Below are 15106 nucleotides of genomic sequence, written 5' to 3' on the forward strand. Positions count from 1 at the left end.
AAACTGCTCCAGGGCTTTTTTCTTGATCTCCTCTAAATTGAATTCCTCTTGCTTTTTCTTTTTCATATTCTGTATCAAAGTTGGTGTTTTTTCACGCTTTGACACAGTTCACTTTACAGCCTCTTTCAAATTGGAAGTCATCGATAGGCAGGCTTTCGCTAAGCTCGCCCAGTGCTTCAGAAATTTTAGATTTAACAAGGGCGAAGTCGCGCTCCTCTACTAAAATACGCTTCTTCATTATTCCAAATTGAATAAACCTTTTCCGATCTGTTTTATAGCCGTTGATGCGTTCGCCGTCTTTCCCCGTAATCCATCTATACAACACAATAGGAATTCTGAAGATAACTTCGACCACCATTTCAGCAGCTATTTCTGCGATGAATTCAAACATAAAGATTGATAGGATTAAGCATGGGGCTTATTCAATCAGCGCGTTTTATCTGCCCAGCACGCTCTAGTAAATATCCTCATTTAGTCCACTCAACTTAATAAGATAAACGCCCGCTTCCTTATAACGATCTTCTGGCGACCATCGGTCTACAACGTGGTATTTGTTTCGAAAATGGGCCTCTATGATCCATTCAGAACCATCCAAACCCAAGACGTCCTGTGTAGGTGCCATTGTCCAGTAACCCGCGCGGCGCAATCGGCTCTCAAATTCATTCCATTCACTCATCGATAGCACCTTTGTCTGATTTACCTTAAGGTTAGCATGCCGGTCTGGGGGTTGAATTGGATAACTGTTAAGCTCCTCGATTTTTCTAGTGGTATCGTATGGTTCACCAACTTTCGGTAGCGCAAATTGTGGTATGATCCTCGTTGGCATAAAGTCCGGTTGCCTGTCGAGCTGCTTAACCGTCATCCACACCTTTCCGCCGTTTTTATACAATGTCAAAAAGACTGGCTCATGAAATGAACGTAACCAACTAAGTCTATAAATATCCCGCCCCAGATAGTAATTAAAAAGAACTGGTTCCATGGATGGGAATAGCTGACTGGAATACCATTGCAATCTGAATGTATCGAGGCCAGTTTCCAATGTACTGTCACTAAAAACTAGTTTAATAGGAAAGAAAAAGCTTAAGGAGTCGATCGGTTCTCCGTTTGATTTGGAGATTTTTTCATTATTCGGATAGCTATACTGTCCACGCTGTTTGTCGCAACAAGTAAATATCGATCCAATCGCTACCGATGTTAATAACAAAACAATTTTTCGCATAAAACCCATTTCTAAAACACCCTACTCTAAATCTCCAGTGCGTTTACTTCTTGTTTCGACTCTATTCACATACTTTACTTTAATATCGCAAATTTTTCATCAAACATCTTGCTCAACTTCATCGTCTCCTTACTCATTGTCCTCCAATCACACATTGAACTATATTCGCAAGACTGCTTCACGCTCCCACCGTATTCAATCGTCACCTTTAAATGTCCAACATAGTCAGTACAGAATTTCTCAGGTAGGAACACGTCGTTTGTCAATTTTTTCGTCCACTTATAGACACTATCAGCTTCTTCCTTCCGGATCTTTACACTTTCCGTACGGATATTAATTGGAATCCAGATTTGTCCGGTTTGCGTCACAGAATCTTTGTAGTCCCAGCGTTTTAAAACGATCGAATCCTTTTCCCCATAGATTGTGAATTGTTGTCCATCCGTTTCCAAAAGTATAACACCCCAAAATTGAGAATACCGATCGGGTAATCTATTCACTTGACAACTTATGAGAACGACGATGATAATTGCGATTAACAGAAAGATTTTTTTATCAGAAGCCATGGGGTAGTTGTCAACAATACTTAAGTAGATATTCCAAGAACGCGCGTGATTATCAAAAGTCACAAGAATTTCAGGACCTAGCGAACCGAATTTTTTTCATCCAACCAGCAGTGGTACAGCAGCCATCGAAATTTCGCGCAAAAAGTTATCTGTCAGATAACAGATATTCTACCTTATTTGAAAGTTTTCTAATTTTTGACACTGAAGATTTTCAGCGCCCTTCCAGAAATTTGTAGTCCCGACAGGAATCGAACCTGCATCAAAAGTTTAGGAAACTCCTATTCTATCCATTGAACTACGGGACCCAAAAGGAAAACATGGGAAAAATCAATGGTCGCAAAGATATAAATAATGAATAAACGGAGGCTGCCTTTTGGTTCTTTTTACGAGGCCTGGGCGGTTTTCACGGGTTCGCGGTGGCCCACCCAGGTGAATCGTTTGGTCACATAGTCGGGGTTGGTGAACGAGGCGTTGCCGGCCGGGTTGCCGCCCGTGACGTGGAAATCGGAGAAGGCGGCGTGCTGGTTCATGTAGATGCCGCCCGTGAGGTTGAACGACACGGGGGTGGCGGCCAGCGACATTTCGTCGGCAATTTTTTCGCGCACCGTTTCACTGGTGGTGTAGGCGCCGCACGAGATGGCGCCGTGCTGCAGGGCCATTTCCTGCGCCAGCGCTATAGACTGATCTGTGTTTTTGGTTTTGATGAGGAGCACAATGGGACCAAAAAGTTCTTTACCAAAAACCTCTTTCTTGCTGGCGTCCACCTCCACCACAACGGGTGTGGCCACACGCGCATTTTTGAACATGGGGTTTTCGAAGGCGCGGCTCTTCAGCCACACTTTGCCGTCGATGTTTTCGGCTTCGGTCACGCGCTCGCACGTTTTTTTGTTTTGCACGGCGCCCAGCACATACGGCCCTGCCTTGGGGTTGTCGATGAGGCCGTTGATGTTGTCGGCCAGCTTTTGCGCAAAGGCGTCGAACGAGACGGTTCCGGCCGGAGTTTGAATGCCGGATTCGGGGATGTAGAAGTTTTGGGGGGCGGTGCACATCTGGCCGCTATAAAGGTTCACGGAGAACGCGAGGTTCGCGGCCACTTTGTCGGCGTCGTCAACCGAATCGAGTATGACGGAGTTGACGCCCGTCTTTTCGGTGAACACGGTCTTGCCTGGCAGTGTTTCGAGATAACTTCCAAACACAGAGTTGCCCGTGAAATCCACCAGCTTCACCAGCGGATGTTCGGCGAGTGTTTTGGCAATCGGGTTCTCCACAGTGTCCACCGCCAGCTGGCAGCTGTTTGGGTCGATGTTGTTTTCCTGTAGCACGCGTTGAATCTCTGCCACAAAAATCGCGATGGGCAAAATGGCTCCGGGATGTGGCTTCACAATGACGGGGTTGCCCGTCATGAGGCTTGCATAGATGCCCGTCACCGAATTCCAGGTGGGAAATGTGGAGCATCCAATCACCACCGAAATTCCTTTCGGCACGGCGCGCCACTCTTTGTTCAGCTGTATGTTGAACTTGCCCATGGGCTTGTCCCACACGGCGCGCGATGGAAAGCGTTGCAGTTCTTCATAGCCTGCGGCAATGGCTTCCAGGGCGCGGTCGGCGGCGTGTGGCCCAGAGGCTTGAAAGGCCATCATGTAGCCCTGGCCGGTGGTGTGCATGGTGGCGTAGGCGATTTCAAAAAAACGCGTCTTGATCCGGGCAAGCGATTCCAGCAACACGCCGGCGCGATCGTTCACACTCACCTTGCGCCACGCGTTGAAGGCGGCCGCAGCGCGCGTGGTCAGCACATCGGGTGTGAATGCAGGATATGAAACGCCGAGGGCGTCTTGTGTGTAGGGCGATTCTTCCTGCCCTATCCATTGCGTTGGATTGGGTTGAAGCAGTTCTCCAAATTTTTTGCCCAGGGCTTGTTGAAACTTCTCTTTGCCTTCGCTGTCGGCCGATTCGCCATAGATTGCCGGTGCCGGTGTTTCGGGAAAGGCTGCATAAAAGGTGCGCGCATGCAAGGCGTCGATGGCCTGGTCGAGCATGGGCTTGTGCGTATCAAAAAGACTCATGGGCAGAAAGGGTTTTAGTTCGAACAGTGCGGGGTTACTAAAGAGAACCGGCGTGCGCAGTGTTATTGCTGCGCCGCGCCGAATACTTTCTTCAACAACTCGGTGGTACGGGCCACGGGATCCTGACGGATATTCTTTTCTTCTTTCGCAATCATGGTGAACAGGCCTTCGATGGCGCGGTCGGTTGCGTAGTCGTCGAGGTTCGGGTTCACGTCTTCGGTGAATGGAATCTTGTTGTAGGAGTTCACAATGTCGCCATAGTATTTGGTGGCGTTCACCTTGTTCAACGAGTTTTGAATGACGGGTTTAAATTTTTCTTTCAGCTGTGCCGAGGTGGTGCGCTTCAGGTATTGTGTGGCGGCGTCGGGCTGGCCTTTCAAAATGCTCCAGGCGTCCTGGATGGTCATCGACTTGATGGCCGTAATGAAAATCGGTTTTGCTTCTTTCGCGGCATCTTCGGCGCCGCGATTTAATGTCAACACAAATTTGTCGACCTCGTTGCCCAATCCCACCTGGCGAAGTTTGTCTTCCACCTTTTTCACTTCGGGCGGAAATGGAATTTTGATTTCAGGATTTTTGAAATAGCCATCCAATTGCGACACGATGTCGGAGCCGTTGGAAATGCCTTTAACAAGTGCTTCTTTCAAACCCTCGGCAACTTCGGCGGTGGTGAGTGGCTGTTGTGTTCCGATGGCTTTGTTCACTTCGCCAAGCGTTTGGCTGATCTGTGCCGAGGTGCAAGCGCCGGCGCCTACGATGATGGCTACTGCAAAAAATAATCGTTTCATACGTTCGTTAAAAAATTACATGACAAGTGATGGAAACCGCGGCCTTGTGGCTCGTCATTTTCCTGGTCTTGCAAGGTAGAAAAGTCTCTCGCTAATCAGCAAGACCGGCTGTCGCTTAAAATGCAACGACATGAGTTCCAAGGGGGTAGTTTAGGATGGGCCACCGGCCAGGCACGCCGGCGTGATCTCCGCAATGGATTTGAATCCCGACAACCCAAGGGTCAGGTCGAAGTCGGTCATGAAATTGCGCAGCACCTCGGTCACACCGCCTTCCCCGGCAAGGGCCAGGCCATACACATAGGGCCTGCCGATGCACACCGCCGTTGCGCCCAGGGCCAACGCTTTAAACACATCGGCGCCGCCGCGCACACCGCTGTCGAGCAGGATGGGAATCTTTTTGTTGACCACATTTGCGATCCCCGGCAACGCATCGAGTGTGGCGATGGCACCATCCACCTGGCGTCCGCCGTGATTGGAAACAACAACGCCGTCCACGCCATGGTCCAACGCCTTGCGCGCGTCGTCGGGATGAAGTATGCCTTTCAACAAAATCGGCAAACTGGTGATGCTGCGCAGGAATTTCAGATCATCCCATGTGGTGCACGGGTTGGAATAGGTCGACACAAATGTGCGCACGGCCTTGATGGGTTTGCCCGACAGCAGCTTGCTGAAAAAACTTCCGCCGGGATAGTGCTTCACCATCGACACCAGTCCGCGCAGGGATTGATAGGTGACACGCCGCTTCATGTCCGGCGCATCGTCGGGAAGGTCGAGCATTTTTTGAAACACGGGGTCCGATGTGTATTGCGCGATGCCTTTGCCTTCCAGAAAGGGCAAGTAGGCAATATCGAGGTCGCGCGTGCGCCAGCCGAGCAGCGTGGTGTCGAGTGTCACCACCAGGGCCGAACACCCGCAGCGTTCGGCACGCTGCACAAAACTTGCCACAAGGTCGTTCGATTTGCTCCAGTACAGCTGAAACCAACGGTGCCCCTGGTGCATGGCTGCCGCGCATTCTTCCATAGGGCGCGATGCCTGGTTCGAAAAAATATATGGCACATCCAACTTCGATGCCGCCCGTGCCACAGCCACGTCGGCTTCGGGATGCACCATTTCCAAGACGCCCACCGGCGCCAACAGAAAAGGCGAAGGAAGTTTTTTACCAAACAATTCTACGGAGGTGTCGCGCTGACCCACATCGCGAAGCATGCGGGGAACGATCTTGTGTTTTTCGAACGCCTGGCGGTTGCCACGCAGCGTATCTTCATTGCCGGCACCGCCCGCAATGTAGGCAAACGCCTTTGACGACATCGCCTGTTGTGCGGCCATTTCAAGTTTGTTGAGGTCGATGTTCACCTTCGGCAACACGCCGGCAAAACCATTCAGGTAAATTTCTTTTTGCCACATATTAACAAATCAGAAGATTAAAAACAGGAAGACACGTCTTCACGATCTTTAGTCACGCTGCAGCATGACCGTTCTGAAAAGTTAATCAATTTCTGTGGTTAGAACCTTCTACTTTCGCCGCCGCTCCCACACATAAATCAACCCGATGCCAATGCCCGGCCGGTATTGTTTTAGGGTGAAGGGCGCATCGAGCGACCCGTTTGCTTTGAGCGTGCGCCCCAGACTGGGTTGGAGCACAAACGTCAGACGCGGGCCGATTTCCAACTCCACACGGTAGAGCAGCTGATAGTTGAGGTAGTTCGAAGCTGCGTTGTTGTAGGCTTCGCCGTCGCGTTCTTTGGAAAGTCCCTGCTGGAATTGCAGCATCACGCCTACTTTGTGTGTGAGGCGATGTTCTTTGAGGGTATACAACAGGCCGGCCTGCACCCCAATGTTTTGCATGGAATAGCGAACCGATTTTTGCGCAGTCTCCGGCGTTGCCACAAAGCTGAGGTCGTCGTCTCCGCTTTCAACAATGACGTTGCCGGTTTGATAGGTATACTGCAACGTCTGCGACTGATGATAGAACGAAAGACCACCCACATATTCAAACTTCTCCGTCAACCTTCCTTGAATGCCGGCCTCAAACGAAAATCCCAACCGATCGCCCGAGAACATCGGCGGGTTCGAAAATTTCTGGATCACCACTTCATCCTGCGACAGCGGCGATACGGTTTGGAACGACACACTGGGGGTGAGCAAGGCATACACACTGATCGGCGTTCTCTTCTTTTTCTTTTTATTGTAAGGTTCTTTGTTAAGTTCTGCCGGAGCGGCGGCAGAGTCGGCCTTGCGCAGCGGCTCCACAAATTGAACACTGTCGTGCGGCGTGTCGCGAGGTGTAACTTCCGTATTAATTTTGGAAGCATTCACAACAGCGTTAGCATTTGCCGACAGAGATTCGTCTGTCGTTGAAACGAGAGCCTTTTCTTCAGCACCAGTTTGTGTCACTTCATTTTCTTTGGATGATTTCACAGGCGATGAAGACTCCGAGTATTGCCCGGAAGCAGAGGTGGCAAGCAAAGCGCCTTCCGAAGGTTTCGCACCAATCTTACCAGATGATCCAACGGAAACAGGTTCATTCCCGCGACGTCGGCTATTACCTGATGCATAATTGTCCGACACAGGCGGCGCAACCCCCGAAGCACCCGCACGTTCAGAGCTCGCGTCGGTCAACTCCTTTTGTTGCTGAGCTGAGGATGCGAATTGATCCATGTCTTTCCCCAATGTCGACGCCTTGTCTTCGGCAGCAGCATGCTTCTCTATCGCAAGTTCCTTCGCAGCATGGCCAGCACCTTGTTGTTGTGCCTCGCCCGCAAGATCATTTTCTGGCGACACACGTGCACCTTCCGGCGTAGGCATCGTCACTGCCCACCCTAAAGCCACCAGCACGGCCACTGCCGAGGCGCGGTTGAGCCACGGTGCCCATACCGGTTTTCGTGACGGCGTTTCGCCTGCAATTTTTTGCCACAGGTCGTCGTCCGGTTCTTCCGTGTAGTTGGCCAGGCGTTTCTCGAGCGCCCGGAACGCTTCGTGTTCAGGCAAATTTTTCATAGTAGTGTGTCAAGTCCTGACATTTTAATCTTTTTTTTAGCAGGTGCTTTGCGTGATGCAATTGTGATCGCGAGGTGCCCTCGGTCACGTTCATCATCGCGGCAATTTCGGCGTGGCTATAGCCCTCCACAGCATAGAGGTTAAACACCACGCGACAGCCATCGGGCAATTCATTCACGATGGCCACCAGGTATTCGTCGGAGAAATTTTGCAGATCGGTGTAGGGCTCGTTGCTTTCCTGTTCTTCGTTTTCGAAGGCCGGCGCAAAGAGCATTTCGTGTTTCCGGGTGCGGTGGTAGTGGTTGATGGCCGTGTGCACCACCGTCGACTTCATCCACGATTCCAGTTTTTCGGGCGACTCCAATTGGTTGAGGTTGGTGAATATTTTTATGAAGGCATCCTGCAGCACGTCTTGCGCCTGTTCGCGGTCGCGTGTGTAGCGACGGCACAACCCCATCAGCTTGGCGCGGAAGATGTCGTAGAGCATCTTTTGCGCCTTGGGTTCGCCGCGTTTGCAACGTTCAAAGAGATCGTAGGTTCGAATCATTCAGAATGGAGAAAGCCTCCTCTTGTGACAGAGGAGGCAGGGTGTCTTTTTTATTTTCTATCTTCTAATGGTTCACGTTCACCGTAACCTTCGCTTGCCGACACGTATTGACCAAACACAACTCATAGCGAAGGCTGTCTATTCTCGACGATCCCACCGGCAGATCCTGATCGGGCACATAGACAATGCCCGAACTCAGTATTCGTGTTGTGCCATGCGCGGGTGCTTTTGTTACGTGCACCGTATACGCTCTCCGGAGCGAATCGCAGAACTGATCGTTCAGAAACACGCGGAGCAATACCGTGTCGCCTTTCAGGGTATCAAGCTTGATGTTGAACGTGTCGGCGAAGGGCGTGAACTGACACGGCACGGGTTCCTCCGGCGCAAAACTAGCTTTGATGTATACATAGGCGTAGCTGACCTGACCTGCGCTTTGACGGGGCTGTACCTTATAGATAAGCGTGTCGCTGTCGGTATAGGTTGGTCCGGCCGTGTAGCGAATGCGATTGTTCACCACGGTGGCCGTGCCCCGGTGTGGTGCCGAATACACCGATACTTCATAGTCAAGCGTGTCGAAGCCGCAGATGTGGTCGTTGGCCAGCACATTGATGTTGACGGTTGCTCCCTTTTCAACGCCGCGCACATAGTCGTCGGCCGCATAGATGCCACAGGGCAGTTGCGTGGAGTCGGGTTCCACGATGATGATCACCGTGTCGCGTTGCAGAATCTGGTTGTTGCTCGAAAAGACGGTGAACTCAAAGGCATCGCGGCTTTTCACTTTCCGGTTGCCCGGTGTGTATTGCAACAGGCCTTTGCCCAGCGACGACAGCTTTCCTTTGGTGGGTTGCGCCGTGACCGTGAGTGTGACCGGCACGTTGCTCTGCACTTTTGAATTGAGGTCTATGATGGATGCTGTATTGCCGTTCACGACGATTTCCGTTCCTTTCACTTCGGTCACCGGGTCAATCACGTCGGGGTCTTGCTTCAGGGTGTCGCAGGCGGCAAACAGGATGGCAACGGTGATGGCGAATAAAATCCTGAAAAGAATTTCTGAGTTCAGGAATATTTTGCTTGTTTTCATGTTTGTAGGGGATTAGGGCTTTCAACGGGTAAGACCAGTGACGGGGAAATAACGTTGGACGCCGCAGAAAATTTTTTTACTAAAGATAATGAGCCAGACCACGATCACAGCAGAGCTGTTAACCATCGGAGATGAACTTCTCTATGGACAAATTACCGATACCAACGCACAATGGATGAGCGCCGAACTCAGCCTCGCCGGCATCAAAGTAGTGCGCAAAACCACAGTAGGCGACCTGGAGGACGAAATTATTGGCGCCTTTGCCGAAGCCGAGAAGCGCGTCGACATCGTGCTCATCACGGGCGGCCTGGGTCCCACCAACGACGACCTGACCAAGCCCTGTCTCGCCAAGTATTTCAACTGCGGCCTCAAGATGCACAACGAAGCCCTGGCCGAAGTGACAGCCTTCTTTACCAGCCGAGGCCGCGAGCTTACCGAAGTGAACCGCCAGCAAGCGGCCTTGCCCGAGTGCTGCGAAAAGATCACCAACAAAATGGGCACCGCCCCCGGCATGTGGTTTCAACGCAACGGAAAAGTGTTTGTGTCCATGCCCGGCGTGCCCCATGAAATGAAACGGATGATGACCGACATTGTCATTCCCAAGCTGAAGCAGTCGTTCAAAACACCCGTCATCGTGCACAAGGTGATCCGCACGGTGGGCATCGGCGAATCGTTTCTTGCCGAAAAAATTGCGGCCTGGGAAAACGCGCTTCCACCACACATCCGCCTTGCCTATCTGCCCAGCCTGGGAGAAGTGAAACTGCGACTCACGGCCATTGGCGACTCGAAAGAAAACCTGGAAAAAGAAACCGACGCCCTGGCCGAACAACTGCAGCCGCGCGTGGGAAGCTTTATCTTTGGCTATGGCGAAACACCGCTGGAGGTGGTGGTGGGTCAAATGCTGCGCGAACGCAACCTCACCCTGTCTGTGGCCGAAAGCTGCACCGGCGGTTATCTCTCACACCTCATCACCAGCGTGGCCGGTTGCTCCGACTATTACCTGGGCACCATGATTCCCTATTCCTATGAAGTGAAGATGCGGCAGCTTGGCGTGAAACCCGAAGTGCTTGAAAAATATGGTGCCGTGAGCGAGCCCACCATCATTGAAATGGCCAACATTGTGCGCGCCAAATTCAACACCAACATCGGCGTGGCCACCAGCGGCATTGCTGGCCCGGGCGGTGCAACACCCGAGAAACCCGTGGGCACCGTGTGGATTGCGTTCTCCGACAAAGACAAAACCGTGACCCGCAAACTTCAGCTTTCGCCCGACCGCGGCATCAACATCAAGATGGCCTCGGTGGCGGTGTTGAACCTGATCCGTCAGAATCTGAATCCACTTTAGGTATATACATTGACATTATTCTACGCATCTGCTCATTCGGATAGATTCGAATAGCAGATGCGTTCTTTTTTATATCACCGGTTTGTTACTCCGTTTCATGGCACCGTGTTTGCTCCCACACCACTTCATAAGGTTGTGAGCGGTGTTGCTTATTGGTCAATCCATCCGTGATTGATTTCCTGTTGAATTCAACTTTAGTCTTGTCTGTCTGCTTGCCGCGCCTCCACGTATATCGCATAGTGAAGCGTTATGGCCGACCGAATCGAACAACGTACGGGTTATTATCAATTCTGCTATTCGCATGAAGAAAAAAGAACAACGCCACGTCATTTCGTTACACAACAACTTATCTTGTGTGTTGCAAACATTCCCAACCATGCTCGAGCAGGCCAAACGAAATTCCGCCGTACTCATCCGCTGCTTCACGAGCCGTTGTGCGGCCTTGTTGTTTGTTATCGTTATTGCAGCGGCTGGGGCCCGGGCACAAAGCGTGGTGTCTGGCAAAGTGATTGATAGTCTGAGTGCGCAGCCTATCGCCTTTGTAAGTGTGACGTTGGAAGACGGACGACACGGAACCAATTCGGACATCGAGGGGAATTTCAAACTGCATGTGCCTGCGGGATATTCGGGATGGGTCTATTTCTCGCATGTGAGCTATCGAAAGATCAGGCTGCCGTTGTCGGCCCTTCACGCGCGGCAAACCATCCGGCTCAAGCAATCGTCCACGGTGCTCACGGAACTGACGTTTCTGTCGGGTGAAAACCCGGCGCACAAAATCATACGCAAAGCCATCGAACATAAAAAAGAAAACGACCCCGACGAACTGAAGTCTTACTCCTACACATCATACTCGAAGTTCCTGGTCTCTCCCACCGAGCCCGATGCCAAAACCGATTCGATCGTTAATAGTCTTCAGCACAAACCCGACTCGATCAAGCTGAACAAAGACCAGAAGTCGTTGCTGCAATTTGACAGCCTGGCAAAAAAATCGAACCTGTTCATCAGCGAGTCGGTGAGCGAACGAAAGGTGCTGAACCCCGGGCAGGTGAAAGAGAAACTGCTCGCCTTTCAAATCTCGGGCTATAAAAGTCCCATGTTCAGCAGCGCCGCCATGGACAACCAACCGTTCTCGTTCTATGACGACAACATCAAACTGTTTGGCAAGGAATATCTCAACCCGCTCACACCCGGCACCTTCAAACACTATGACTTTTATTTGATGGACACCACGTTCTATCAGGCCGACACGGTGTATGTTATTCAATTCTCGCCCCGCAACAAAAAATTCTTCAACGGCCTCGAAGGCATGCTCTCCATCGCGGTTGACGGATACGCCGTCAAAAACATCATCGCCACCTCGGCCGACTCCATTGCCCAGGTGGGCCTGCGCATTCAACAAGACTATGAAAAAATTGACAACCACTGGTTTCCCGTACAACAAAACACCGACCTCGATTTTCACGAACTGATCTTTGCGGGACGTTCGCTGAAAGCACAACAAAGCAGTTTTCTGAAAGACATCAAGATCAATCCTCCGCTAAACCCGAAAGATTTTGGCGACATCACGCTTGAGCTTGCCAACATCACCAAAGACCTGAACACACTCACGCTCGATCGCTACCGCATTCGTCCGCTGGATGAAAAGGAGCTGAACACCTACACCTTTCTCGACTCGGCGATGCGCAAAATCCGCTGGATCGATGGCGCCTTCGAAGCGCTGGTGACGGGCTATGTGCCGGTTGGTTTTGTTGACGTGGACCTCAGCAAAGTGGCATCCTTTAATCAATATGAAAACACACGACTGGGTCTGGGGCTGTACACCAACGACCGCTTTTCGAAACTGGTGCGCGTGGGAGGTTATTATGGCTATGGACTGCGCGATCGTCAATCGAAGTATGGTGGCGAGGTGAAGTTCACGTTCAACCGGAACCGGGATTTATTTTTCCGGCTTGCCTACGCACACGACATTTATGAAACAGGATCGCTGCACGAAAACAACGAGGGCCAGTACCTGAGCAATGCATCGTTTCGAAAATGGGTAGCCTCGCGGTTTGATGCCTACACATCATACCGGACGGAGGTTGGCTACCGCATTCTGCCCAGTGTGCACGCGCGCCTGTCGTTGCAGCGTCAGGAAATTCGTCCAACCTATGCCTACACCTTGGAACAAAATGGGGAACCCGTTAGCGTGTTCAACCTGACGGAAGCTCAATTGGCCGTGCGCTATGTGCGTCGCGAGAGCTACACGTTGCTTCGGGGGAAGAAGATTTTTCTTTCGCACAAGTATCCCATCATCACTGCGTCTGTCACCAAAGCCCTGAATCTTTTTGATGCACAGCATTTCAGGTATACGATTTATGATTTCACCCTGAAGTATCAGACCAACTACTGGGCCATCGGCAAAAGCATGATCACCTTCAGCGGTGGTCTTGTGGACGGTGTTGCTCCCTATGGGCGACTGCTGAACGGGCGCGGCGCACAAACGGCATCGTTCTATGTGGAAAACTATTTTCAGACCATGGGGCTCTACGAATTCACGGCGTCGAAATATGCCGCCGTTTTTTTTCGTCACAATTTTGGAAACGTGTTGCTGAACAAAAAATATTCGAAGCCCGACCTCATCCTGTTTCAACATGCCGGCATCGGCACACTCGACCACCGCGAGCTGCATGACGGTGTAGAGCTAGCGAGCCTCGACAAGGGCTATCTTGAATCGGGCATCGCGCTCGACAACCTGGTGCGCGTGCCCTACATCGGGTTGGGCTATTTCAATTTTGGTGGCTCCGTGTTCTATCGCTATGGGCCCTATGGCCTGCCCGACACACGCGACAACCTGGTGTTCCGTTTCAGCTTCACCTTCACATTCTGAACGGTCGTTCTGTAGCCTGACCAATCGTTCGTTCATGCGCGTGCCGCGCTGTGAAAACATGCTTCCAAAAGTTCGTGTGGCCCCTCGTGTTGGGTGAAGGCAAAACGCTGGCCCGGGCCGACGGTTTCAGGGTGCTGGCGGGTGTTTCCGGATGCGTGGCATGGCTTCCACTTTGTTTCTCGTTTCATTCGGAACGCCAAATAAAAATTTGATTTTCAAGTGCCGAAAACGATCTCATGGCACGTCATACTTTTAAAATACAAAAGTGCTAACTTGCGCCAAAACCACGGAAACACTCATGGCGCAAGTAGAACTCATCATGCCTAAAATGGGCGAAAGCATTATGGAGGCCACTATTTTATCCTGGCTTAAAAAGCCCGGCGATAAAATTGAACAGGACGAATCGGTGCTGGAAGTGGCCACAGACAAAGTGGACACCGAAGTGCCCTCGACGCATGCCGGCATTCTGAAAGAAATTCTTGCCAAACAAGGCGATGTGGTGAAGGTGGGAAGTCCCATTGCCATCATCGACAGCAACGGCGAATCGGTTACGGTCACCGCATCACCCGCTGGCGAATCCAAATCGGCCGCTATACCTACCGTTGCAGCGCAGGCTTCGGCTGGCGTGCACACCAATGGCAACGGAGCGCACAGTTCGCATGCCCCCGCCGATTTCAAAAGCAGCTCACGTTTCTATTCTCCGCTTGTTAAAAATATAGCCAAAGAAGAAAGCATCACCGTTGCCGAACTGGAAACCATTGCCGGCTCGGGTGCCGAAGGTCGCGTCACGAAAAAAGATGTGCTCGACTATGTGCAACACCGCAAGCTCGGCGCCACCGTGCAGGCCGTGCAACATTCCGTGAGTGTGAACACAGCGCCCACCAGAGTTCCCGTCTCCATCAGCGGTGCCGACGAGATTATCGAGATGGACCGCATGCGCAAGATGATCGCCGAACGCATGGTCGATTCAAAACGCATCGCTCCCCACGTGACATCGTTTGTGGAAGCCGATGTGACAACCGTTGTGTTCTGGAGAAACAAGATGAAGAACGAATTCCAGAAACGCGATGGCGACACGCTCACGTTCACCCCGATCTTCATCGAAGCCGTGGCCAGCGCCATCAAAGACTACCCGATGATGAACATCCAGGTAGACGGCGACAAGATCATCAAGAAAAAAGAAATCAACATCGGCATGGCCGTGGCATTGCCCAGTGGCAACCTCATCGTGCCCGTGATCCGCAATGCCGACACCTATAACATCAGCGGTCTGGCCAAGATCGTGAACGACCTGGCCAAGCGCGCACGCGACAACAAACTCAAACCCGACGAGCTCTCCGGTGGCACGTTCACCATCTCGAACGTGGGATCGTTTGGCAACGTGATGGGCACACCCATCATCATGCAACCCCAGGTGGGCATCATTGCACTGGGTGCCATCCAGAAGAAACCTTCGGTGATGGAAACGCCCTATGGCGACGTGATTGCCATCCGTCACAAAATGTTCCTCTCCCACTCCTACGACCACCGCGTGGTGGACGGCGCTTTGGGCGGAAGCTTTGTGCGACGCGTGGCCGACTACCTCGAAAAATTCGACGTGAACCGCACAGCCTGATCGGCCTTTCATAAGAAAA

General features: G+C 51.6%; 12 protein-coding genes and 1 tRNA gene. 3 read left to right on the forward strand and 10 right to left on the reverse strand.

Annotated features, from left to right (window positions below; genetic code table 11):
- Positions 1 to 91: 91 nt before the first annotated feature.
- The 10 genes from JI741_RS31920 to JI741_RS31965 all read right to left on the reverse strand — a co-directional run bounded on the left by JI741_RS31920 (position 92) and on the right by JI741_RS31965 (position 9258).
- On the reverse strand, positions 92 to 391 hold the full coding sequence (locus tag JI741_RS31920; RefSeq protein WP_202016589.1) for a hypothetical protein: 300 nt from the start codon (positions 389 to 391) through the stop codon (positions 92 to 94).
- A 63-nt stretch (positions 392 to 454) separates the two neighbouring features.
- Positions 455 to 1219 carry a hypothetical protein gene (locus JI741_RS31925; RefSeq protein WP_202016590.1) on the reverse strand — a complete coding sequence of 255 codons (765 nt, stop codon included), beginning with the start codon at positions 1217 to 1219 and terminating at the stop codon, positions 455 to 457.
- A gap of 74 nt (positions 1220 to 1293) precedes the next feature.
- Positions 1294 to 1782: a hypothetical protein gene (locus JI741_RS31930; protein WP_202016591.1), complete on the reverse strand. Its 489-nt coding sequence runs from the start codon at positions 1780 to 1782 to the stop codon at positions 1294 to 1296.
- 233 nt (positions 1783 to 2015) lie between these two features.
- Positions 2016 to 2087 (reverse strand) — tRNA-Arg (locus JI741_RS31935).
- A gap of 78 nt (positions 2088 to 2165) precedes the next feature.
- On the reverse strand, positions 2166 to 3845 hold the full coding sequence (paaN, locus tag JI741_RS31940; protein ID WP_202016597.1) for a phenylacetic acid degradation protein PaaN: 1680 nt from the start codon (positions 3843 to 3845) through the stop codon (positions 2166 to 2168).
- A gap of 62 nt (positions 3846 to 3907) precedes the next feature.
- Positions 3908 to 4633 carry a DUF4197 domain-containing protein gene (locus JI741_RS31945; RefSeq protein WP_202016599.1) on the reverse strand — a complete coding sequence of 242 codons (726 nt, stop codon included), beginning with the start codon at positions 4631 to 4633 and terminating at the stop codon, positions 3908 to 3910.
- Positions 4634 to 4783: 150 nt separating this feature from the next.
- Positions 4784 to 6037: a lactate 2-monooxygenase gene (locus JI741_RS31950; protein WP_202016601.1), complete on the reverse strand. Its 1254-nt coding sequence runs from the start codon at positions 6035 to 6037 to the stop codon at positions 4784 to 4786.
- A gap of 108 nt (positions 6038 to 6145) precedes the next feature.
- On the reverse strand, positions 6146 to 7630 hold the full coding sequence (locus JI741_RS31955) for a hypothetical protein (protein WP_202016603.1): 1485 nt from the start codon (positions 7628 to 7630) through the stop codon (positions 6146 to 6148).
- Positions 7614 to 8177: an RNA polymerase sigma factor gene (locus tag JI741_RS31960; protein WP_202016605.1), complete on the reverse strand. Its 564-nt coding sequence runs from the start codon at positions 8175 to 8177 to the stop codon at positions 7614 to 7616. Before JI741_RS31960 ends, JI741_RS31955 begins: the two co-directional genes overlap by 17 nt.
- Positions 8178 to 8241: 64 nt before the next feature.
- The gene (locus tag JI741_RS31965; RefSeq protein WP_202016607.1) at positions 8242 to 9258 is read right to left on the reverse strand and encodes an Ig-like domain-containing protein; all 1017 of its coding nucleotides are present in this window, start codon (positions 9256 to 9258) and stop codon (positions 8242 to 8244) included.
- Between the two features lie 88 nt (positions 9259 to 9346).
- Here JI741_RS31965 and JI741_RS31970 point away from each other — a divergent pair, with 88 nt between their 5' ends.
- The 3 genes from JI741_RS31970 to JI741_RS31980 all read left to right on the forward strand — a co-directional run bounded on the left by JI741_RS31970 (position 9347) and on the right by JI741_RS31980 (position 15087).
- On the forward strand, positions 9347 to 10603 hold the full coding sequence (locus JI741_RS31970) for a competence/damage-inducible protein A (RefSeq protein WP_202016608.1): 1257 nt from the start codon (positions 9347 to 9349) through the stop codon (positions 10601 to 10603).
- Positions 10604 to 10904: 301 nt separating this feature from the next.
- Positions 10905 to 13472 (forward strand): DUF5686 family protein, encoded by a 2568-nt coding sequence (locus JI741_RS31975; RefSeq protein ID WP_202016609.1) that lies wholly within the window; start codon positions 10905 to 10907, stop codon positions 13470 to 13472.
- 298 nt (positions 13473 to 13770) lie between these two features.
- Positions 13771 to 15087, forward strand: coding sequence for a dihydrolipoamide acetyltransferase family protein (locus tag JI741_RS31980; RefSeq protein WP_202016610.1), 1317 nt, complete (start codon positions 13771 to 13773; stop codon positions 15085 to 15087).
- The last annotated feature ends 19 nt before the right edge of the window (positions 15088 to 15106 follow it).

Source organism: Chryseolinea lacunae (assembly GCF_016735595.1).
GTDB lineage: Bacteria > Bacteroidota > Bacteroidia > Cytophagales > Cyclobacteriaceae > Chryseolinea > Chryseolinea lacunae.

What these genes read in the sequence shown, in the direction of transcription:
- JI741_RS31955 (WP_202016603.1), bottom strand. Translation starts at nt 7,630, where the DNA reads ATGAAAAATTTGCCTGAACACGAAGCGTTCCGGGCGCTCGAGAAACGC.
- JI741_RS31960 (WP_202016605.1), bottom strand. Translation starts at nt 8,177, where the DNA reads ATGATTCGAACCTACGATCTCTTTGAACGTTGCAAACGCGGCGAACCC.
- JI741_RS31980 (WP_202016610.1), top strand. Translation starts at nt 13,771, where the DNA reads ATGGCGCAAGTAGAACTCATCATGCCTAAAATGGGCGAAAGCATTATG.
- JI741_RS31975 (WP_202016609.1), top strand. Translation starts at nt 10,905, where the DNA reads ATGAAGAAAAAAGAACAACGCCACGTCATTTCGTTACACAACAACTTA.
- JI741_RS31920 (WP_202016589.1), bottom strand. Translation starts at nt 391, where the DNA reads ATGTTTGAATTCATCGCAGAAATAGCTGCTGAAATGGTGGTCGAAGTT.
- JI741_RS31950 (WP_202016601.1), bottom strand. Translation starts at nt 6,037, where the DNA reads ATGTGGCAAAAAGAAATTTACCTGAATGGTTTTGCCGGCGTGTTGCCG.
- JI741_RS31945 (WP_202016599.1), bottom strand. Translation starts at nt 4,633, where the DNA reads ATGAAACGATTATTTTTTGCAGTAGCCATCATCGTAGGCGCCGGCGCT.
- JI741_RS31970 (WP_202016608.1), top strand. Translation starts at nt 9,347, where the DNA reads ATGAGCCAGACCACGATCACAGCAGAGCTGTTAACCATCGGAGATGAA.
- paaN (WP_202016597.1), bottom strand. Translation starts at nt 3,845, where the DNA reads ATGAGTCTTTTTGATACGCACAAGCCCATGCTCGACCAGGCCATCGAC.
- JI741_RS31930 (WP_202016591.1), bottom strand. Translation starts at nt 1,782, where the DNA reads ATGGCTTCTGATAAAAAAATCTTTCTGTTAATCGCAATTATCATCGTC.
- JI741_RS31965 (WP_202016607.1), bottom strand. Translation starts at nt 9,258, where the DNA reads ATGAAAACAAGCAAAATATTCCTGAACTCAGAAATTCTTTTCAGGATT.
- JI741_RS31925 (WP_202016590.1), bottom strand. Translation starts at nt 1,219, where the DNA reads ATGCGAAAAATTGTTTTGTTATTAACATCGGTAGCGATTGGATCGATA.